General features: G+C 58.9%; 18 protein-coding genes. 9 read left to right on the forward strand and 9 right to left on the reverse strand.

Translation table 11 applies throughout. The features are described 5' to 3' along the window. Positions 1-10: 10 nt before the first annotated feature. The 3 genes from JNB88_RS28445 to JNB88_RS28455 form a co-directional block, all read right to left on the reverse strand. Positions 11-1276, reverse strand: a complete 1266-nt coding sequence (locus tag JNB88_RS28445; protein ID WP_220358385.1) for an O-antigen ligase family protein — start codon at positions 1274-1276, stop codon at positions 11-13. A gap of 10 nt (positions 1277-1286) precedes the next feature. Beyond that, on the reverse strand, positions 1287-2558 hold the full coding sequence (locus JNB88_RS28450; protein ID WP_220358386.1) for a polysaccharide biosynthesis/export family protein: 1272 nt from the start codon (positions 2556-2558) through the stop codon (positions 1287-1289). Positions 2559-2634: 76 nt separating this feature from the next. Further along, positions 2635-3315 (reverse strand): sugar transferase, encoded by a 681-nt coding sequence (locus JNB88_RS28455; protein WP_037136423.1) that lies wholly within the window; start codon positions 3313-3315, stop codon positions 2635-2637. A 775-nt stretch (positions 3316-4090) separates the two neighbouring features. Between JNB88_RS28455 and JNB88_RS28460 the strand changes: the two genes are divergently transcribed. After that, on the forward strand, positions 4091-4357 hold the full coding sequence (locus JNB88_RS28460) for an exopolysaccharide production repressor protein (RefSeq protein WP_037136422.1): 267 nt from the start codon (positions 4091-4093) through the stop codon (positions 4355-4357). Between the two features lie 134 nt (positions 4358-4491). Next, positions 4492-5493, forward strand: coding sequence for a glycosyltransferase (locus JNB88_RS28465; RefSeq protein ID WP_037136421.1), 1002 nt, complete (start codon positions 4492-4494; stop codon positions 5491-5493). Positions 5494-5504: 11 nt separating this feature from the next. Here the strand turns inward: JNB88_RS28465 and JNB88_RS28470 are convergent, their stop codons facing one another. Continuing rightward, positions 5505-6464, reverse strand: a complete 960-nt coding sequence (locus JNB88_RS28470) for a glycosyltransferase family 2 protein (protein WP_220358387.1) — start codon at positions 6462-6464, stop codon at positions 5505-5507. Between the two features lie 550 nt (positions 6465-7014). On the opposite strand from JNB88_RS28470, the gene JNB88_RS28475 reads away from it, so the two are divergent. The 6 genes from JNB88_RS28475 (at position 7015) to JNB88_RS28505 (ending at position 15490) form a co-directional block, all read left to right on the forward strand. Further along, positions 7015-8133: an acyltransferase family protein gene (locus tag JNB88_RS28475; RefSeq protein WP_338111056.1), complete on the forward strand. Its 1119-nt coding sequence runs from the start codon at positions 7015-7017 to the stop codon at positions 8131-8133. 3 nt (positions 8134-8136) lie between these two features. Further along, positions 8137-8934: an endo-1,3-1,4-beta-glycanase ExoK gene (exoK, locus tag JNB88_RS28480; RefSeq protein WP_220358389.1), complete on the forward strand. Its 798-nt coding sequence runs from the start codon at positions 8137-8139 to the stop codon at positions 8932-8934. A gap of 1268 nt (positions 8935-10202) precedes the next feature. Then, positions 10203-11201: a glycosyltransferase family 2 protein gene (locus JNB88_RS28490; protein WP_220358442.1), complete on the forward strand. Its 999-nt coding sequence runs from the start codon at positions 10203-10205 to the stop codon at positions 11199-11201. Then, positions 11198-12124: a glycosyltransferase family 2 protein gene (locus JNB88_RS28495; RefSeq protein WP_220358390.1), complete on the forward strand. Its 927-nt coding sequence runs from the start codon at positions 11198-11200 to the stop codon at positions 12122-12124. The genes JNB88_RS28490 and JNB88_RS28495 overlap by 4 nt, the downstream gene beginning before the upstream one ends. Next, entirely contained in the window at positions 12121-13128 is a 1008-nt protein-coding gene (locus JNB88_RS28500) for a glycosyltransferase family 2 protein (protein ID WP_220358391.1), read from the forward strand. The genes JNB88_RS28495 and JNB88_RS28500 overlap by 4 nt, the downstream gene beginning before the upstream one ends. Positions 13129-13132: 4 nt before the next feature. Then, positions 13133-15490: a polysaccharide biosynthesis tyrosine autokinase gene (locus tag JNB88_RS28505; RefSeq protein WP_220358392.1), complete on the forward strand. Its 2358-nt coding sequence runs from the start codon at positions 13133-13135 to the stop codon at positions 15488-15490. On the opposite strand, the gene JNB88_RS28510 is transcribed toward JNB88_RS28505, so the two are convergent. Then, complete coding sequence (locus tag JNB88_RS28510) at positions 15491-16228, reverse strand: metallophosphoesterase (RefSeq protein ID WP_037136412.1); 738 nt, start codon at positions 16226-16228, stop codon at positions 15491-15493. A 159-nt stretch (positions 16229-16387) separates the two neighbouring features. On the opposite strand from JNB88_RS28510, the gene JNB88_RS28515 reads away from it, so the two are divergent. Continuing rightward, a complete protein-coding gene (locus JNB88_RS28515) occupies positions 16388-17488 on the forward strand; it encodes an acyl-CoA dehydrogenase family protein (protein WP_220358393.1) in 1101 nt (366 codons plus the stop codon). Between the two features lie 3 nt (positions 17489-17491). Here the strand turns inward: JNB88_RS28515 and JNB88_RS28520 are convergent, their stop codons facing one another. The 4 genes from JNB88_RS28520 to JNB88_RS28535 all read right to left on the reverse strand — a co-directional run bounded on the left by JNB88_RS28520 (position 17492) and on the right by JNB88_RS28535 (position 20856). After that, positions 17492-17956 (reverse strand): RrF2 family transcriptional regulator, encoded by a 465-nt coding sequence (locus JNB88_RS28520; protein WP_220358394.1) that lies wholly within the window; start codon positions 17954-17956, stop codon positions 17492-17494. Between the two features lie 301 nt (positions 17957-18257). Beyond that, complete coding sequence (locus JNB88_RS28525; protein ID WP_220358395.1) at positions 18258-18515, reverse strand: hypothetical protein; 258 nt, start codon at positions 18513-18515, stop codon at positions 18258-18260. Positions 18516-18564: 49 nt separating this feature from the next. After that, entirely contained in the window at positions 18565-18768 is a 204-nt protein-coding gene (locus JNB88_RS28530; protein ID WP_220358396.1) for a hypothetical protein, read from the reverse strand. Between the two features lie 36 nt (positions 18769-18804). Further along, a complete protein-coding gene (locus tag JNB88_RS28535; protein ID WP_220358397.1) occupies positions 18805-20856 on the reverse strand; it encodes an NAD(+) synthase in 2052 nt (683 codons plus the stop codon). Between the last annotated feature and the right edge of the window lie 53 nt (positions 20857-20909).

Raw genomic sequence — 20909 nt, forward strand, 5'->3', positions numbered from 1 at the left:
TGAAATAATGCTATTGAGTGACGGGGCCTGGCGACCTTTGCTGCGGCCACGCGCCGGCAATCGGTCGACGGCGCGCCATCGCCAGCTTCCCGGCGGCAAAGTAGAAAAGAAACGTCCCGACGTTGTACGGGGTGAGAATGTCGATCTCGACGAAGGAACGGATCGTCAGGAGCACCGCGATCGAGAACAGCAAGTAGGATTCGTCGTTCCTGAAATCCTCGATGACGCGTCGTAGGTGCCCCCACAGAATCCTTATCAACATGACCGCAAGAACGATCACGCCTGCAAGTCCGACCTCGACGGCCGTTTCGATATAGGTGTTGTGGAAGTGGAAGCCGCTGCGCGACCCGATGAAGAACTCTTTCCACAGGCGTTCCGGCTCGGAGAAGCCCTGTACCCAGTAGGCCTGGTAACCGATGCCAAAGGCCGGGTTCTGCGTTGCTGCCTCGATACCCTGCTGCCAGAGATAAGTGCGCCCGGTCAGAGTAGAATCCTTGCCGAAAATGCCGAGAACGGCATCAACGGCCCCCAGGTAGACACCGGCAACAGCGAGAATGATGGCAGCAACGCCGCCGCCAACGACCAGCAACTTGCGGTGGTCGGGGGTAAGCGCGAGAACGACACGCAGCCCCATCATCAAGGCGATCACGACGGCGGTGGTGAGTACGGAAGTCGCAGACTGGCAGGCGATAAGGCAGTAGGCTGATATCAAGCCGACGACACCAGACGCTGCCATCCAGAGACGCCGTTCACCGAAGATGAAGACTGCCGCAAAGCAAGCGATCAACCCAAGGGATGCATAAAAGCCGAGCTGGTTCTTCGAGGCAAAGGCGCCGACGAAACTGAAGGTACCATCCAGCGGATCGTATTCGTAGTAGCCAAACAGCAACGAATAGACGAGCACGATCCCGACGCCCGCTATCATGCCGACCGTCAAGGTCCTGACATCGAGCACACGGACCGCAATCAGAGCACAGATCACCTGCGTCAGATATTGAATACTGGCGCGTAGCGAGACGCTGGGAACGGCCGACCAGAAGACCGACAGGAAGGTAAGTGCCGCAAAGGCATAGATCCAAAGGTACCGGCCATGACTGCCGAGCACCTTCTTGTAGTCCACGGCGATCAACGGCAGCCAGAGCACATAGTAAAGCAGGATCGCCACCTGCCCGAACTTGTACGAGTAGGCGAAGCAAAAAAGTGACAGCGCCACGGCGGGGATGGCATAGGCCGCATTCCCGCCTGGCTGGATGAGCGCCGATTTTGCGATCCGCATTGCGGCCTCGTTATCTCATAGCCAGTCCGGCCGTGACCTTGATAAGGTCGCCGGGCTGCAGTGCCGTGTTTTCCTGAACCGGAATCTCTTTCGCCTTGCCATCGACGTCACGAATAATCGAATAGGCGATACTCGCTGCGCCTGTTGACGTGTCAAAACGGGCTGCATCGGTCGATTGCGTCAACGCCTCCGCCATCAGCGAGTTGCTGGTTTCCAGCTTGAGATTGAGCTCATCGAGCTGCGCCTCGGTGTTCTGGAGTTCCTGGGCAAGCTGCGCATCCCAGTCGTTCCGAAGCGTGATCTCGTCCTGATTGGCCTTGCTGATGTCCTGCTTGGCCTTGAGTGAATTGGTATCGATGTCGAGGAGTGTTGCCTCGGTATCGGCAGCCCGCTGCTCGGCGGTCATCTTGCGGGCGCTGAGCGCAAGCCCTCTTTCCGCAAGATCCTCGATCTTGTCGCGATCTTCCGTTGCAAGCTGCAGCTGCCGTGTTTGCGTTTCGCTCTTCTTGGCCAGCGTCTCGACCTCGTTTTCCAGCAGTTGCTTGAGGTCGGCAAGCGCCTGAAGCTGCAGCGTCAGCCGTTTCTTGCGTGTGTTCATGAGCGCCGTTTCGCTGTCGAGCAAGGCCTTGGCCTCCGGCTTACCCTCCAGCTCCTTTGGCATCTCGAACGTGTCCTGGTTGGCGGTCTCGGCCCGCAATCGGGCCTGCTTCACCAGCAGACGGGCACGATCGGCCATGTAGACGACAGCGTCACCCTTGGCATTGATGAAGTCACGAGCAAATCGCTGACCCGCATCGGCGCGGCGCAGACCGCCGGCAAGGCTCACGGCCTTAACGACCGTGAGATTTGGAGCAAACGGAAATTCGCCCGGCTTTTCGACGTCGCCGGATAGATAGACCGGTCGGAACTCCGACAGCTCGACCGACGCAGATGGACGGTCCTTCAGAGCAAATTGCTTCTGCAGTGCCAGTCCGATCTCCTGGGCGATCGCGTCTGTCGTTTTTCCGGAGGCAGGCATATCGCCGACGAAAGGCAAGGAAATGCTTCCTGATGGCCCGACCGTGTAGTCCCCACTAACGACTGACCAATCGCGTATGCTGCCATCCGCGGTCTGCCATTCGGCCACGCGGATCTTCAGCTTGTCCATGATGCCAAGCCGATAGTCCTCGGCACTGGCAAGCGATGAAGAAGCCAGAAAGGCACCAAATCCGGCTGCGACAACAATTCCGGATCTCAGCGTGCGAAGTCGCCCGGCCTTGCCGTCAAGAAAGCGTTTTTCCATGAACCTTCCCCGTATTTCAGCACGACAAGCCGCAAGGCGTTGCCGCGCAGTACTGTTCGGTTTTTTGAGATGCGGCTTAGTAGCTGCCGCGTTGAGCGCATACCGCCGGGATTGTGCGTGCGATGATCACGACATCCCGAACCAGCGACCAGTTTTCGACGTAGTGGGTGTCGAAGGCGACGCGGGTTGCGTAGGAAACGTCATTACGTCCGCTGATCTGCCAGAGGCCTGTGAGGCCAGGGCGCGATTGCAGGTAGTACACGGCCGAATTCTCGTACATTTCGAGTTCGTCTCGAACGACGGGACGCGGACCGACGACGCTCATTTCGCCACGGATGATGTTGAAGAGCTGGGGCAGCTCATCAAGGCTCAACTTGCGCAGAACGGCACCAACGGCAGTGACCCGGGGGTCGTCCTGCAGCTTGCGCGTTGCACGCCACTCTTCCATCGCCTTCGGATTGTTGCGCAGGTGCTCCTGCAGAACCTTGTCACCATTGGTGACCATTGTCCGAAACTTCAGGCAACGGAACTCTTGGCCATTGTGGCCGATACGGCGATGCCCGTAGAAGATCGGCCCTTTGTCCGACAGCTTCACCAGCAGCATCACCATCAAAAAAAGCGGGCTCAGAAAGATGAGCCCGAGGCAGGCAGCGGACACATCGAATGCCCGTTTTGCGATCCCGCCGGTCGGCGGAAACACGCTCTCGTGAACTGCGCCATAAAATGGCGAACTGTCCGATCTCGTCGCAGACTTCATAGAGGTAACTCCACTTATGTTTGCCGTTTGGTCGGGTAGGCTCAGGACGCTTAGCTAGCGCCGACGAGTTCGAAGTGTATGAGGTGATTTTGTTTTTTTAAGCCACATTTTTAAGACCGAGGCTTTCGCCCATGTTTTTCGAGCCGCCGTTCAACTTTTTTGTTTTTAAGACCCCACTGAAATAGTCATACAATTCTATGGCGACCTCCAGCTAATCTGGGCGTGTATTAATATAGTTCTCCAGCATTGCTGTGCGCGGCAAAGATACTGAAGTCTAGGTGGTTCCCGGCCCCCCCAGCCAATTGATCGTTTGAATTGACGGGTGCTGCAAAAGCGTCGGATTTTATTTGGAGAAAGACCTCGCCTATTGCATTGCACCATCAATTTTGCACTGCACCCATCAATCGTTTGAAATTAAAACTTTGTAATAAAAGTTGAACGGACAACCGCCGCCAACCACCCTCTTCGACCGACATTGTGGCACTAATGATGGCGTGCATTGCCAAATTGCGCACAACCAGCGATCTTCCTATTCTTTTTTAATGATCTTTCTCAAAAGAGAGTCCGCGGCGATGTCGCGTGGCATTTTTACCAATAACCGGAAGAAACCTTTAAGATCGTGGCTGTAGTACGCCTTTCGAAGACGCAAAAAACGTCAACGTGAGCTTCTGTTGAAACAGGAAGTCCTGTAAAACATTCTCTAGGAAGGATCCTGGTGGCGCTTTCGTCTTCAATGATTGTTCATTGAACGAAGCTCCGATGGAGGAGGCAACAGATGTATGCACCTCGCGTTCTCGTCAGCATGCTCGGCGCACTGGCCGTGTTTGCTGTTGCGACGTATTGGCTGAGCGGTTCTCTCGCCGGCACCGCGATCAAGACGGCGATTTGCGCTGTCCTGTTGCAGGCCGGCTACTTTGGCGGCGTGCTCTACCTTGTCTGGAAAGAATCCAGGAGCCGCGCGATTCGTCCTTCCGTGAAGCGCGAAGAAACGGAAAAGCTACCCGTGACACCCTTCAAGGGCTCCGAGCCGTTCAACCGCTAAGCACTGAAATTTGCCCGCGTCCGCGCCTCTCTAGCATGGAGCAACCCTCGCTCCGTAACATCAATTGAACGGCCGCCCGTTGTCCGCCACATTTTGACGTCCTAGTTGTTGAGCGCAAACAACGGAGGCTACGCGTGGCAAAAACGGCAAGTATTTGCGTTATCATCGCTGCCAAGAACGCAGCGGACACCATCGAAACCGCTGTTAGATCGGCACTTCGCGAGCCTGAAGTGGCCGAAGTGGTGGTCGTCGATGACGGCTCCAGCGACAACACGGCAGAAGCCGCGAGTCGGGCGAATGACGCCAGCGGCAGGCTGACCATAGCAAAGTTCGAACAGAACAAGGGGCCATCCGCCGCCCGAAACCACGCGATTGCAATCTCATCCGCCCCGCTGATCGCCATCCTTGATGCTGATGACTTCTTCTTCGAGGGACGCTTCAGCCGCATGCTAGCAGAGGATGATTGGGAGTTCGTCGCCGACAACATTGCCTTTGTCGATGCCGATACGGCAAGCCAGGCGCCAAAGCGGTTGCAGCAATTTGCCGAAAGTCCGCTCTTCCTGGACCTACCCACCTTCGTCGACGGCAACATTTCAAAGCGCGGTGTCCGCCGCGGCGAAATCGGCTTCCTCAAGCCGATCATGCGACGTGCCTTCCTGGACAAGCACGGCCTGCGCTATCGGGAGGAGATGCGCCTTGGAGAAGACTATGATCTCTACATCAGGGCATTGGCACTCGGGGCGCGCTACAAGGTGATCCACAGCTGTGGCTACGGTGCGGTCGTGCGCGGAAATTCGCTGAGTGGAAGCCATCGCACCGAAGATCTTCGGCGTCTCTACGAGGCCGATCTGTCTCTGCTGAAATCATCGAAGCTGTCGCCGCAAGCCACCGAAGCCGTGCGTCGTCACGAAAAGCATGTCCGCGGCAAGTATGAGCTGCGGCGATTCCTCGACATCAAGGCGCAATCCGGCTTTCCTGCTGCCCTTGCCTATGTGGCAACGCGCCCCGCAGCCTTCCCGGCCATTGCCGTAGGCATTCTGAGGGACAAGACAGAGCGCCTGCGGAATCCCGGTGGCGTTTCCGTCACCGCGCAAGGCAATGGCCTGAGATATCTGCTGAGTGCCCCGGCCAAATAGCCGGGGTTCAACTATCTAGAAAATTTGGCGGCAGTCAGCTGCAATGCGCTCGTCAGCAGGCGGGGATCGCGCGCAGCCCAACGCGCCAGCAGCCGGAAGTCCGGCGTCTTGCGGCGACGCAGAAGGCCGATCTGGCTCCAGATGGCCTGCTTGCGCGCAGTGTTCTTGTGTGCCTTGATGGCCTCGATCTCCTGCGGCCTGCGAGAGAAGCGGCTTTCCAGCTGGTCAAGCGCCATCCAGGTGATGAACTGTTGCTTGAGAAACTCCGGTGAGGCGTTGTCCACACCGTGGAAGATGTTGATGCCTTCGCCGCGAAACGCGCCAGCCTCGCCGCAAAGCAGCACCTGCTTTGCCGCCATGATGCAATCGCAGAAGAAGAGAACATCTTCGGCCGCCAAACGCAGCGCGGCGTCGAAGCGAACCTTCTCGAACAGCGGCCGTCCGATGACCATGCACGACATGTGAAGGAAGGCCCAGTTCTTCAGCATGATACCCGCAAGATCCGGTACATCCAGAATTAGGGGCTTACCCACTAGACGCCGCGCGCCCTCCTCTCTCTCGAGGGCGGCGATGCCGAAGTGGTAGCCAAACTCCTCGCCCCCTTCGATGGACGCCCAGTAGCAGTCGCCGCCGAACTCCTCCATCGCCCTGGCCGCGTTCGCCAGATGATCGGGTGTCCAGACATCATCCGAGTCGAGAAAGGCAACGTACCGCGTCGCAGCCGGCACATGATCGAGGCCGGTGTTTCTGGCACCACCCGGTCCGGCGTTGGGCTGGGTAATCACCGTGACGCGAGCTCTATCCTCCTCCGACAGGAGAGCCAGGTCCGCATCCGGAGAGCACGGAGATTGGTCGTCGACGACTATGACATCAACATCCTTGAAACTTTGCGAGAAGACCGAAGCCAGAGCGCGGCCGAGAATGCCGTCCTGACGCTGGTAGAAGGGGATGATGATCGTGAAAGCCGCCATACTCTCTCCTTGAGATACGCGATGTGATGATTTCCGCCCCTGGCGCATCTAGGGGTGAATCAAAGCGCAGCAAGTCTGCTGCACTGCAAAATGATGACGTTCATTTCGGCCGAAGTTTGTCAAAGCGAATGGTTGGGTCGGTTCGAACACGCCTGTGTCAAAACGAAACGATTGCGCGGTCGCATGCCGCAATTCGGCCACGATTGGAGCAGCTTGGCACCCTCGCGTTGTAACAATCGTTCACCAGTCAACAAAAACTTTTAGTCGGCCGGACGAGAAAAAGGCGCAGAAGTCGATGAATATCATCATCTTATGAAATGCACTGCTGTCGCGGGCGTTCAGAACGGTTTTGACCGACCGACACATAGGCTTTTTTCTCATAGTGAGCCATGTCAGGACGACTGTTACGAACTGGGACCGCCGATCACTTTTGCTGCACTGCCATATTTTCTTCCGTGAATCCGCCCTAACTTCGGCGTGCGGGCTCGAGTCTGCTCTGATTGACAACGGTCGCGAGGGGAGGTGCGACCCAAAAGGGGTGACTGACAACGTGAATGTAGATGCGAATGTATCGTCGCGGATCAATCTGATGCGCATCGTGCTCATTTCGGGCATTGTGTTCGTTCATATACCGGTCGACACCGCCAGCAGTCCCTTCAACGGGACCTATGGCGCATTTGACTGGATTCGGGTGTTTCTGACGGAAGCGCTTTTTCGTGTGGGCGTTCCCTGTCTCAGCGCGATCTCCGGCTACCTGCTGTTTCGCAACGGGCGGGAAAATTTCAGCTACGGGAAAACCGTGCGCTCCAAGGCGCAAACGGTATTCTTGCCATTTCTGCTGTGGAACTGCGCGTTCGTCGCGGCGATTACACTGGCCACCAGTGTCGGCGTCGGCGACGGCTATTTGCCCGATGCCCTGCATGCGTCCAGCCGCGATCTCCTGACGCAGGTGTTGGCGCTGGAGGATTTTCCGGCAAACGTGCCGCTCTACTTCCTCCGCGATCTCTTCGTCTGCATTCTGCTTTCGCCGCTACTCGCGTGGCTGATCAGCCGTGCCCCGATCTTGACGCTGACCGCTTTGCTGGTCGTCGCTCTCATTCCGGAACTCTCGATCTACATCGTCCTCAAGCGCTCCATTCTCTTCAGTTTCAGTCTCGGCATCTTCGTTGCCCTGCAGCAGTACGATCTCAAGGCACTTGACCGCTTTGCTCCGCTTGGCGTCTTCCTGCTGCTCGCAGCCTCGGCACTTCTGGCGACCGTTATCTTTTTCACGGGCCCTTCGTTACCGGATTGGGTACAGCTCTTCCGCAATGCGCTCGCCATTGTCGGCGCGCTCGGCTTCTGGCTGCTGTCCGCACCATTGATCAAGACACGGCTCGGTCAACGGCTTGCCAAAACCGGAAGCCTCAGCTTCTGGATCTTTTGCGCCCACTACCCGCTGCTGGTCTTTCTTTGGATCCTTTGGGGCAAGTCGGGCGTCGACTTTTATCCACTGTTCTTCGTCGCGTCTCTCGCCCTGCTGTTCCCGTTCCTCGTCTTCTCGAACGGACTGTGTCGGGCAAACTTCCCGCGTCTCTACGCAGTCCTGACCGGCGGCAGAACAAAACGGTCCGCAAAGCCGGCGTCGCACCAAGACGTCTCTCCCGAACTCGTCTCACAGCAAAGGTGACACATGACGGCCCAAATCGCCCATGCGCGAAAACTTTGCCTCAACCTTCTGATAATCGCCGCGGCCAGCGCTTCAGCGCTGCCGGCAGCGGCCGCGCAACAGACAGCTGGAAAGTCCTTTGTCGATGACTTCGACAAGATCAACCGCGGCTTCTGGTACGTTTCGGACGGATGGAACAACGGCGCCCACCAGAACTGCACCTGGTCGAAGAACAATGTGAAGGTCGAGAACGGTGTTCTGCAGCTTTCGTTTGCAGACGGAAAATCGAAGGATCGGAACTACGTATGCGGCGAGATCCAGACGACCAAGCGCTATAGCTATGGCACCTACGAAGCCCGTATCAAGGCCGGCACCGGCTCGGGTCTGAATTCAGCGTTCTTCACCTACATCGGCCCTGCGGACAAGCAGAAGCACGATGAGATCGACTTCGAAGTGCTGGGCAAGAACACCAGCGAAGTACAGGTGAACCAGTACGTGCAGGCCAAGGGCGGCAACGAGAAACTCGTTCCGGTCGGCAGCAAGGCCGATGAGGGCTTCAATGACTACGCCTTCATCTGGGAAAAGGATCGCCTGCGCTACTACCTCAACGGCAAGCTTGTTCAGGACGTTACCGATCCGTCAAAAATACCGTCAGGCGCCCAGAAGATCTTCTTCAGCCTTTGGGGTTCGGACACGCTCTCCAACTGGATGGGACGTTTCGACTACACGAAGCCGGCTGTTCTCAGCGTCGATCGCGTGGCGTTCACCGCGCTCGGCGACAAGTGCCAATTCCCTGAATCCATCGCATGCACGCTCAACTGATCGACGCCCCGCTGACAACAGGCGTGGCGAAAGCCGGCGCAGGAAAAGGAACCGCGATGCTCAAAGTGCTCTACCTCGTGCATGATCTGGCAGACCCTGCTGTGCGCCGGCGGGTGCTGATGCTGCGCGAGGGTGGCGCCGACGTTGTGCTGGCTGGTTTCCGTCGCGGGGAGAACCGGCTTGCCGAAGTGCATGGGGTGGTTCCGATCGAACTCGGCCGCACCGCCGACGCCAAATTTGCGCAGCGCATGGCCGCCGTCGCAAAAGCGGCAACCGGTCTGAAGGCCCTGTTGAAGAACGTCGAGAAGCCTGACCTCATCATCGGGCGCAATCTGGAAGCGCTAGCTGTCGCGCACAAGGCCAACTCGCTTTTTGGCGGCAGTGTTCCGATTGTCTACGAGTGCCTGGACATCCATCGCCTCCTCCTGCGCGATGACATCGTTGGCGAGGCCATCCGCCGCGCAGAGGCCCATTTTGGCCGGGACACAAAACTGATCCTCACAAGCTCTCCGGCCTTCATCGAGAACTATTTCAGTCCCCGTTCCGGCGTCAAAGCCGAGGCGCTTCTGATCGAAAACAAGGTCATCGCGCTCGATAACGACGCTGCGGTCGAGCCGGCATTCGGCCGTCCTTTGAAGCAACCCGGCCAGCCGTGGAAGATCGGCTGGTTCGGTGCGCTTCGCTGCCGCAAGTCGCTTGGCCTGCTTGCCGAGTTCTCACGCCGAATGGAAGGCAAGGTCGAAGTCGTCTTGCGCGGACGGCCCGCCTATTCCGAGTTCGAGGATTTCGATGCCTTCGTGCGCGATGAGCCCTACCTCCGTTTCGAAGGCGCCTATCGCAACCCGGAAGATCTGAGGGCGATCTACGACGATGTCCACTTCTCCTGGGCGATCGATTTCTTTGAGGAGGGCCTCAATTCGAGTTGGCTCCTGCCGAACCGGCTCTATGAGGGCTGCCTGTACGGTGCTGTCCCGATTGCACTCGAGGGCACGGAGACCGCGCGCTTCCTCGATACGCGCGACATCGGGCTGGCGCTTTCCGAAGCGACCGTCGCCCAACTCCAGCAGTTGTTCGAAAGCATGACCGGCGATCGTTACCGCGCGTTGAGCGAGGCCGTCGCCGCCAAGGATCGCAAAACCTGGCTTGCCGACCGCAGCGATTGCGCAGCGCTCGTCGCAAGCCTCTCCCGCCTTGTTCCGGCCGCCGCAGAGAGGGGCGGCGCCGGCGCAATCGTTCCCACAAGCGTATCTCCAGAAGGGTGGACAACCATGAAGCCTGATGTCGGTGCCAGCGTCTCCAGTCTCATCATCATTCCCTGCCTGAACGAAGAGAAGCACATCGAGGCCTTGCTGGCCAAATTGAGCCTCGAACTCGATCACATGAACGCCCGTATTGTCGTCGCCGACGGCGGCAGCACGGACGCAACCCGCGACATCGTTGCCCGCATCAGCGCCGCCGATCCAAGGGTCGTGCTGCTGCACAATCCGCGGCGAATTCAGAGCGCGGCGATCAATCTCGCCGTACAGACCTTTGGTCGTGACTACGAGTACCTGATCCGTATCGACGCGCATGGCGACTATCCGGCCGACTACTGCCGCCGCCTTGTGCAGGAGGCAGTGCTGACGCAGGCCGACTCCGTCGTCGTCGCGATGGAAACCGTCGGCTTCGGCATCTTCCAGAAGGCAACCGCCTCCGCCCAGAACTCCAAGCTCGGCAACGGCGGCTCCAAGCATCGCGAAGGCGCCAAAGGCCATTGGACCAATCACGGCCACCACGCACTGATGCGTATCGCAGCCTTCGATACCGTGGGCGGCTATGACGAGAGTTTCAGCCATAACGAAGATGCGGAACTCGACTACCGCCTGAAACAGGCGGGCTTCGGCATCTGGATGACGGACAAGACCCGTATGACCTACTATCCACGTTCGACAGTCTCGACGCTGTTTCGCCAGTACCTTGGTTACGGCAGGGGTCGGGCCAAGAACATCTTGAAGCACGGCAGCATGCCCAATCTTCGGCAGATGCTTCCGCTTCTCGTTGTACCGGTCTTCATCGGCGCGTTTCTCGCCGTTCTGAATTGGGCGGCCGTCATCCCGTTCAGTCTCTGGGCTGTCGCGTGCGTCGGGTACGGGTTCTGGATGGCCATCGGCCATAAGAACCCCTACGGCCCGCTCGCTGCCGTTTCGGCAATGGTGATGCATTTCGCCTGGTCAGCCGGTTTCTGGATGGAGCTCCTGAGCTTCCGCGGCAGAAAGGTTTCCTCATGAACGATGTGAAACCCATGCAGATCGATATCGGCGTTTGCACCTATCGCCGCGCTTCGCTTGACGAGGCGCTGCTTTCGCTTGCGGTCCTCGCCGTGCCTGCTGGAGCAACGCTGCGGATTATTGTGGCCGACAATGACAAGGTTCCGAGTGCGAAGGAACGGGTTGATGCGCTTCGCACAACCATCCCGCATGAGATCGCCTATGTGCATTGCCCAGCGTCCAACATTTCGATAGCCCGCAACGCATGCCTGGATAACGCGACCGGCGACTTCCTGGCCTTCATCGACGATGATGAGGACGCCAGCGAGGAATGGCTGGTGGAATTGCTTGCCGCCGCCAGAAAGACAGGGGCGGATGCCGTACTCGGCCCCGTCCGCAGTGTGTATTCCTCCACTGCGCCGAATTGGATGCGCGAGGGTGACTTCCACTCAACCCTGCCCGTCTGGGTCGACGACGAAATCCGCACTGGCTACACCTGCAACGTCCTTCTTCGCCTCGCCTCGCCGCATGTCGCCGGGCGTCGTTTCAATCTGGCGCTTGGACGCACCGGCGGTGAAGACACTGAGTTCTTCAGCCATCTGCATGCCGATGGCGGCGGGATCGCTTTTGCACCCAACGCCTACGTTTACGAACCGGTGACCGAGAACCGCGCCGACCTGTTCTGGCTCGCCAAGCGTCGCTTCCGCTTCGGCCAGACACATGGGCGGCTGCTCCAGGAAAGGAACGCCGGCTCGCAGCGGCTGAAACAGATCGCCCTCGCGGCCGCCAAGGCAGTTTTCTGTTACGGTGCGGCGCTTGCTTGCGTCTTCTCTCCGATTCCCCGGTATCGCTATGCCCTTCGCGGGATCATGCATACCGGTGTCGTCAGCGGTCTGCTTGGTGTGCGTGAGATCCGTCAGTACGGCACGGCGGAGGCTGCATGACGCAAACCCAGCCCGACGTCAGCTTCATCATTGCCGCCTACAACGCGGCCGAAACTCTCGCCAAGGCGATCGACAGCGCGCTGGCGCAACGCGGCGTTTCGGTCGAGGTGATCGTTGCCGATGACTGCTCGACGGACCAGACTAGAACCATTGCGGAAAGCTACGCCGACCAGAACGTAAGGCTGCTGGCGCTTGCACGTAACGGCGGCCCTGCAGCAGCGCGGAATGCGGCTCTTTCAGCCGCGACCGGCCGCTGGCTTGCCATCCTCGATTCCGACGACACCGTCGAACCGGGGCGGTTGCAGCGCATGATCGAACGCGCGGAAAAGGCTGATGCTCAGATTGCCGTCGACAATCTCCGAGTCATTCGCGCTGATGGCACGCCGCCTGAAACCATGTTTACCGAACAGTCGCTGGCAGAAACACCTGAGCTGTCGCTTCCGGTATTCATACGATCCAATGCCCTGTTTCAGACAACGCATAACTTTGGTTATCTCAAGCCTATCTTTCAGCGCGCCTTCATCAAACAGCACGCACTTCGCTTCAACGAGGCCCTCAAGGTCGGCGAGGACTACCTGTTCCTCGCCTCGGCGATGACGTTTGGTGGGCGCTGCGTGATCGAGCCGGTCGCCGGCTACGACTATCAGATCCGCGAGGGATCGATTTCACGCGTTCTTGCCCTTCATCACATCGACGCCATGATCGAAGGCGATAAGACCTTCCTTCGAAATCACACGCTGGATGCGGAGGCAGCCGCCGCACAGGATTTTCGCGAACGAAGCCTTCGTCGGGGTCGCGCTTTCCTCATCCTCGTACAGAACATCAAAGACCGGTCGCTCTTCGGAGTAATCAAGACGGCCTGGAGCAACCCTTCGGCGGTAGCGCATCTCAGGATGCCGATCGCCATTCGGGTCCATCGCGCGCTTGCGCCGCTTCGCCAGCTGGTACGCCCGCAGACCGACCTTGCAGCCATCGATGGCGTGACCCGCTCCCGCAAAGGATAGAGCCATGAACCAACGGAACCTCACCTTGCACAGCACTTTGCCCAAAGCGGCCGAAGATTCTGACTCTTTTATCGACATTGATCGCCTGATCGCCATTCTCATCCGCCGCGCCGGATCGATCGCGCTCTGCGTTGCCGCAACCGTGACGCTTGCCGTCATCTACCTGCTCTTCGCAACGGCACAGTACACCTCGATGACGCAGATCCTGCTTGACGACAACATGGCGAAATACGCGCAGGATGCGACACCGATCGCAAGCTCGCAGCAGGTCGACATGCAGATCGCCAGCGCTGTCGAAATTCTGAAGTCGAACCAGCTTGCACTCCGCGTGGTCGATGCCGAGAAGCTTCAGGACAACGATACAATTCTCGACCCTCCGAAATCGCCCGCTGCACTGATCAAGTCTGGGGTAAGACTGGTTGTCAGCGCATTGGCCCCCGGCGGTCCGCCGGCGACGGAAGACAGTGCCCGCAATGCCCGGCGCCAGAAGGCGGCAGCCCTGCTGCAAGAGGCCGTGACCGTCTCGCGCGTTGGCCGCAGTTCCGTTCTCGCGGTTTCGTTCCGTTCGACCGACAAGCTTCTTGCCGCGCGGATCACGAAGGCCTACGCAAACGCCTATCTGAACGACCAGTTGAATGCGAATTTTGATGCGACGGAGAGCGCCTCGGTCTGGCTGCAGCAGCGTCTCTCCGATCTGCGCGCCCGGTCGCAGCAGGCGGCCCTCGACGTCGCGAAGTTCAAGGCTGAGAACGGCCTGACATCGGCCAATGGCGAACTGATGTCGGAACAGCAGCTTGCTGACCTCAACAAACAGCTGATCGTCGCCCAGGCCGACAGCGCCAGCGCTTCGGCGCGCTACAACCAGTTCAAGTCGATTGTCGATCTCGGCCCCGACAGCGCCGTCAACAACGCGGCAATCTCGTCCGGTCAGACGGACAATACGGTGATCCAGGATCTGCGCACCCGCTATATCTCGGTGAACAAGCGCGAACAGGAAGTCACTGCCAACTTCGGCGAGGACCATCCGCAAGCTGTCGCGTTGCGCGCTGAGAAGCAGGACCTCACCCGGCAGATCTACCAGGAACTGCAGCAGCTCACCTCCAGCTACCGAAACGAGTTCGAAGTCGCCCGCTCGCGCGAGGCCTCGCTTCGCCAGAATATCGAACACCTGACGGGCAAGAACTCGGAAGCCGACAAGTCGCTCGTCGAGCTCGGCGATCTCGAGCAGCGCGCGACGGCCTTGAAGAATCTCTACGAATCCTACCTCGGCAAGTATGAGGAAGCTTCGCAGCAGCAGTCCTTTCCTATCGCCAAAGCCCGCGTGATTTCCGAAGCAGGTGTGCCTGTCTCGGCGTCGAGCCCGAAGAAAACCATGACGCTCGGCCTTGCCATCGTTCTCGGCCTGATGGCCGGCGGCGCGCTTACGGCATTCCAGGAATTCCGGGAGCGTTTCTTCCGCGTCGAAGGCGATGTCAGGACGATTCTCGGCCTCAAGTTCCTCGGCTACCTGCCGTTGGTCGGCAAGGCGCCGCGTGAAAACAAGCTCTTTCGGCCTCGTGCCAATACCGTGGCAGAGCCGGCCGAAACTGCCGCTGATTCCGACGAGACGTTCGAACGCATCATGCGTGTTGTACTCGAGGCGCCGCGTTCGGTCTTCGCCGAGACGCTGCGCAACGCGAAGCTCGCAAGCGATGTCATGTTCCAGGGCAAGTCGGACCGCGTGATCGGCGTCGTTTCGGCGATGCCGGGTGAAGGCAAGTCGACGACGGCCGCCAACTTTGCGGCACTCCTCGCCTCAAGCGGCAAGCGTACGCTGCTGATTGACGCCGACCTTCGCAACCCGGGTCTGACACGGATGCTGAGGAAGCCGCCGCAGCAGGGTCTGGTCGAAGCTGTTCTCGGTGAGGTTCCATGGGCGAGCGCCGTCAAGATCGACCCGACGACGAAGCTGGCGATCCTCCCGGTTCTGCCGAACGATCACCTCATGCATACCAGCGAGCTGCTTGCTTCGCAGGGCATGTTCAATCTCATGGAAAACGCACGCAAGATGTTCGACTATATCGTCGTCGACCTAGCGCCACTCGGCCCCGTCATCGACGCGAAGGCATTTGCTCCGCAGGTGGATGGCTTCCTGTTTGTGACCGAGTGGGGTTCGACGCCGACGTCGGTCGTGCGCGACCTCCTCAATTCCGAGCCGCAGATCAAGTCCAAGATTCTTGGCGTGATCCTCAACAAGACCGATATGACCGAACTCGGCAAGTTCACCAACTTCGGCGGCACCGAACGCTACCGCCACAAGTATGTGAGCTACTACACCGAGGAGACATCGAAGAAGCGGGAGCCGGCAGAAGCCAGCGCCTGATCACGTCTGGAAAAGATGCACACGCCCCTTCCACAGTTTGGCAACGGTCAGCTTGCCGCTGTGGAAGGCTGCGGTATCAAGGTTCAGTCGCTGCGGCAGAACCTCTGGCTCGTCGTTCGGCGTATGGCCGTGAACGATTAGCTTCGGCAGCGGCTGACGACTCTCGAAGAAGCGATGACGGATGAAAACGAGATCCTCGTCGCTTTGCGCATCGATCGGCAGCGTCGGATCGATACCGGCATGTACGAACAGCACGTTCGGGGTATCCACGAAGATCGGCAGGGATCGCAGGAAATCCACGTGTGTCTTCGGAATCGATTGCCTGATGAAGCCATCGAGCTTGGCGGCCGTCGAGAAAATCAGCGGCAGTTGCTCGGGATCGAGTCCGTAGGAGCGCAGGAGCGCATCAGAGCCCATCCGCATCCAATCTGAAAACGAGACCAGACCGTCGAGATAGTCGAGCATCACGATCTCATGGTTCCCCGTCAGGCTGATGCGGTCGAAATTCTCGGGCGGAGGCGCCATCAGGTGTGAGATGACCTGCGCCGAGGACGGGCCGCGGTCGATGTAGTCGCCGAGCGTGATGATGAGCTTGCGTCCTGGAATTGCGGCGGCGTCATCAATGATTGCCTGCTCCGCCTTCTGCAGCAGATCAAGCCTGCCATGAATGTCGCCGATGGCGTAGATCGGAATGTCGCCAGGATCCAGTTTCAGCCGCTCGCGGATCGTCGAAGACATGTTGAACCTTTCATTGCAGGCGCCGAAGCGATGTGCCGCTTCGCATTAGTGCAATCAAGCGACAATAAAATCCAATCGCTCGTGCATTCGTAGAAAAACGCGCCTTATCATTGCACCCGCAATCCATCAATCCTAGAGGCTCAACTGATGGGAGGAGTGATGGGAACCGTATCGCGGTTTCATGATCGGACCAAGCCCGCCGCGCACCGCATCGAAAGCGAGGAAGAGGCTATAGCGACAGCGCGCCGCCTCGCTGCGGACTTCGCGGTGCAGGCGAGCGAGCGGGATATCAACCGGATCTTTCCCCGCGCCGAACTTGACGCGCTTTTCCAATCGGGGCTGTCAGCAGTTACAGTCCCGCCCGAAAACGAGGGACTGGACGTCTCCAACGCGCTTCTTGGCGAAATCGTTGCGATCATCGCTGAAGGCGATTCGTCGGTCGCGGAATGTCTCGAACACCATTTCGCTGTGCTGGAGGAACTTCGCAACAAGCCGAACGACGAGCGAAAAACCTTCCTCTTTGCTCGAGCTCTCGCCGGAGACCACTTCACAGCGGCGACCTTTGCCGAAGCCGGTGCGGCAACTCCAGCGGGCTCGAGCTATCGATTGAGCGGCCGCAGCCTGCGTTCGGTCGGCATCCTGTTTGCCGACTGGGTTGTCGCTAATGCAATCGACACGCAAGGCCGATCGGTTCGCTTCTATCTTCCGCGCGAAATAGAAGGTCTGCAGATCATCGATGACTGGGATGGCTTCGGGCAAAGAACCAACGGCGCCGGAACCGTTGTTGCCAACGGCATCGTCGACAGCGGTGAAACCGCGGCTGGCAGTCGCAGGCAGCTTCATTCGACCACATCGGCCTTGGCCGCCCTGCTCCATGCAGGGACCGACCTCGGGATTGCACGAGCAGCACTCGCGCATCTGCGAGAAGCGCCGCGCTCTGCCGGCATCGGCAAGCTTGCGCTTTCCGTACAAGCCGCGGCGGCACTTGTGGAAAGCGCCGGCGGCAAATTGGATTTCGCCCAGGTCGGCCCCTCGATCAGCTCGATCGAAACCGCCTTCTTCTCTGCATCAGCCGCCAAGATTTCCGCGAGCACCACAGCGCTCGAAACCGCCAATGCGCTCTTCGAGTTATCCGGCAACGAAGCGACAAGCATCGGCCGCAATCTCGATCGGCACTGGAGAAACGCCCGAATTCGAGCGCAGGATGCTGCCGCGGGTGACCTCTACCGCGCGGCAGCAGCGCACTATTTCGGAGACTGACGCTTACTTGGCAATTGAGATAGCAACTTCTTCTTCCGCCTCGTCGAGCTTGTTGCCGGATGCGACAAACTGCTCGAGCGTCATGTTGTCGAGAATATCTGCGATCGCATCCCGGACCTCGGTCATGGAGCGCCGCACCTGACAGTTCTCCGGATCGGAACAGTCGTCACAGGCCTCAAAGGCTGTGCGGCTGGCACACCGAATAGGCGCCAGAGGTCCGTCAAGCGTACGGATGACGTGACCGATGCGAATTTCCGAGGCAGGACGCGATAGCGAATAGCCGCCACCCGGGCCCTTTTTTGACCGCAGGATGCCGACATTTCGGAGTTCTAGAAGGATCGTATCCAGAAATTTCTTCGGAATGTTGTTGCGCGCAGCAACATCGTTGATGAAGGCCGTTTCCCCTGGGTTGAGCCGCGCCAAGTCGACCAGCGCCTTCAACCCATACTTTCCCTTTTTCGTCAGCATTTTTTACTGCCCTGCGGCCCCCCGTACTCCATCCCCATTAAGCAGCAAATAACGCCAAAACCATGAACACACAAGAAATAGCTATTATTTATATAGTTTATATCCGTGTTCCATTTTTGGCGCTTAATACAGCGGCGAAATAACTTTAACCTCGTTTCAAGCGTTCGCTAAAAATCGGTATGGCGACGCTCGCAAATCTGGAGTCCTTCGAGCAATCGCCGGCCTTCTGGAAATGAGAGCCGATTTCGGCGCCGCGCCGGCGTCGCAATGCCTGGCGATCGATACCTGTTGCTGAGGACTGTCAGTTTATGTTCTGCGACGGCGGCGGTGCCGCGTTTGGGCTGGTCGCTCCCGGCGGAATTCTGGGCGCCGGACTGGTACCGCCGCCCGTCCAGACCCCGAACGCCAATGCGACCATTGCAACGACGAAGGCAACGGCGGCAACCAACGCCCAAACAGATAGCCTTCGCCCTTCACTGGAGAAGGCCCTCTCCTGCGCCTCGTATGCGGTACGCCGATCGGTCGTGTCATCGTCCGATCTGTCATCGCTTGGAGTCATCGTGGCACCTCCGACAACGGAACGCTGTCTCGTCCCGCAAGTTCCAGGTTCAGATCAGCGGATCGCGGCCCTGTGCTTCGCCAAGGTTCAGTTCGTGTGCGATGTCCTCGGCATCCTCCCTCGCGAGACCGATGAGATCCCTGCCATCCGTTGCAGCTGGCAGGGACGTCAGGGTGTCTACGATCATCCATCCGCCACGCGGCTCCTGGTGGACTTCGTAACGGGGGAGATTTTCAGATCGACGACGTTTCATCTCAGATCCCTTCCCGGTTTCAAGGCACGCGAATGCCTACCCCTTCACATCGGGAACATTCGCCTTCAGTTCCTTAAGCCATATCCTCGCATTGCCGTCGGACGGTGCCCTCCAGTCGCCGCGCGGGGATAGCGAACCGCCGGACGTCACCTTCGGGCCATTCGGTGATGCGGACCGCTTGAACTGACTGATTGTGAAGAACCGGAACAGGAAAACCTCCATCCAGTGCTTGATGACGGGCAGATCAAAGCTGCGGCGCTTGTCGGCAGGGAAATGCGGCGGCCAAACGCCCGCCTCGGCATCCTTCCAGGCATTGTAGGCAAGGAAAGCGACTTTGGAAGGGCGAAGGCCGAAGCGCGTCGTGTAGTAGAGTGCAAAGTCATGAAGATCGTAGGGACCGATCTTGTCCTCGGTGCTTTGCATGACACCATTCTCATCGGCAGGGACCAGTTCCGGCGAAATCAGCGTGCCTAGAACGCTCTCCAACGTCGCGTTTGCCTCAGCGCTGAAGTCCCCCGACCGGATTACCCAGCGGATCAGATGCTGGATCAACGTCTTGGGCACCGATGCGTTGACATTGTAGTGGCTCATCTGATCGCCTACGCCGTAGGTCGACCAGCCCAGGCCTATTTCCGACAGGTCTCCGGTTCCGAGCACCAAAGCGTTCCGCTGGTTTGCCGCGCGGAAGAGAAAATCAGTGCGCAGGCCGGCCTGAACGTTTTCGAAGGTCGTATCGTAGACCGGCTCGCCGCCAGCAAAGGGATGCTTTAGATCGTTCAGCAACTGCAACGCCAAAGGCCGGATGTCCACTTCCTCGGCCGTGACGCCCATACTCCTCATCAGCGCCCAGGCGTTCGATTTGGTGGCGTCGCCGGTCGCAAATCCAGGCATGGTGAAGCACAGAATATCCGAACGCGGCCAGCCCAGCTGATCGAAGGCGCGCGCAGCAACGAGCAGCGCGTGAGTGGAGTCGAGACCACCCGAAATGCCGATGCAAAGTCGCTTGATACCGGTCGAGCGTAGCCGTTTCATCAGCCCCTGAACCTGGATGTTGAACGTTTCGTAGCAATCCTGATCGAGGCGGCTTTCATCGGCCGGCACGAACGGGAACCGCGCAACCTCGCGCTTCAGACCAATGTCGCCCTTTGGCTTCTTGAACTGAAACTCCACCCGCCTGAATTCGCGACCGGCGGTCAGATTGAGCGTCGCCGCATCGTTGAAAGTGCCGGTCCGCAAGCGCTCGAGCCGCAGTCGTTCGACATCGATATCCGCCACGCACATCTGCGACGCCGTCGGGAAACGATCGGTTTCCGCAAGCATGCTGCCGAGCTCATAGATGCAGGCCTGGCCGTCCCAAGCGAGGTCCGTCGTTGATTCGCCGGGGCCCGCCGCCGAATAAACGTAAGCCGAAAGGCTCCGGGCCGACTGTGCGGAGCAAAGGAGCTTGCGCGTATCCGCCTTGCCGACCGTTATGTTGCTCGCCGAAAGGTTCGCAAGGATCAACGCCCCCGCCAGCGCACCGAAATCGCTTGGCGGCGCCGGAGCCCAGAGGTCTTCGCAGATCTCGATATGGAAGACGAAATCTTCGACATCCTCGGCTGCGAAGATCAGGTCCGTGCCGAAAGGCACTGTCTCGCCGGCGACCCGGATGCTTTCGCCGCGGACACTGCGTCCGGATGCAAACCAGCGCTTCTCGTAGAACTCGCGATAGTTCGGGAGGTGCATCTTGGGAACGACACCGAGGACGCGACCGGCGTGGATCGCAACGGCGCAGTTGTAGAGCCTGCCACCGTTCTGCAGCGGCGCGCCGACGAGAAGCACCGGCGTGAGATCTCGACTTGCCCGGACGATTTCTGCGATCGCACCGTCGACGGCCTTTAGAAGGGCGTCCTGCCCCAGGAGATCATCGATCGAGTAGCTCGAGATCCCGAGTTCGGGAAACACCATCAGGCCCACACCTTCGGCATGGCCCTTTCGTGCGAGTTCCAACGTTGCCTCAGCGTTGAAATCGGGATCACCGATCTCACAATTCGGCGTACAGGCCGCTACGCGAACAAAACCTTGGTCATAAATCGAGTAGAAATTCACCAATGCCTCCAGAAGACACGCGTCTTGCAATGACCATTACATCCAAACGGCTT

The sequence above is a fragment of the Rhizobium cauense genome (assembly GCF_019511525.1).
Classification (GTDB): Bacteria; Pseudomonadota; Alphaproteobacteria; order Rhizobiales; family Rhizobiaceae; genus Rhizobium; species Rhizobium cauense.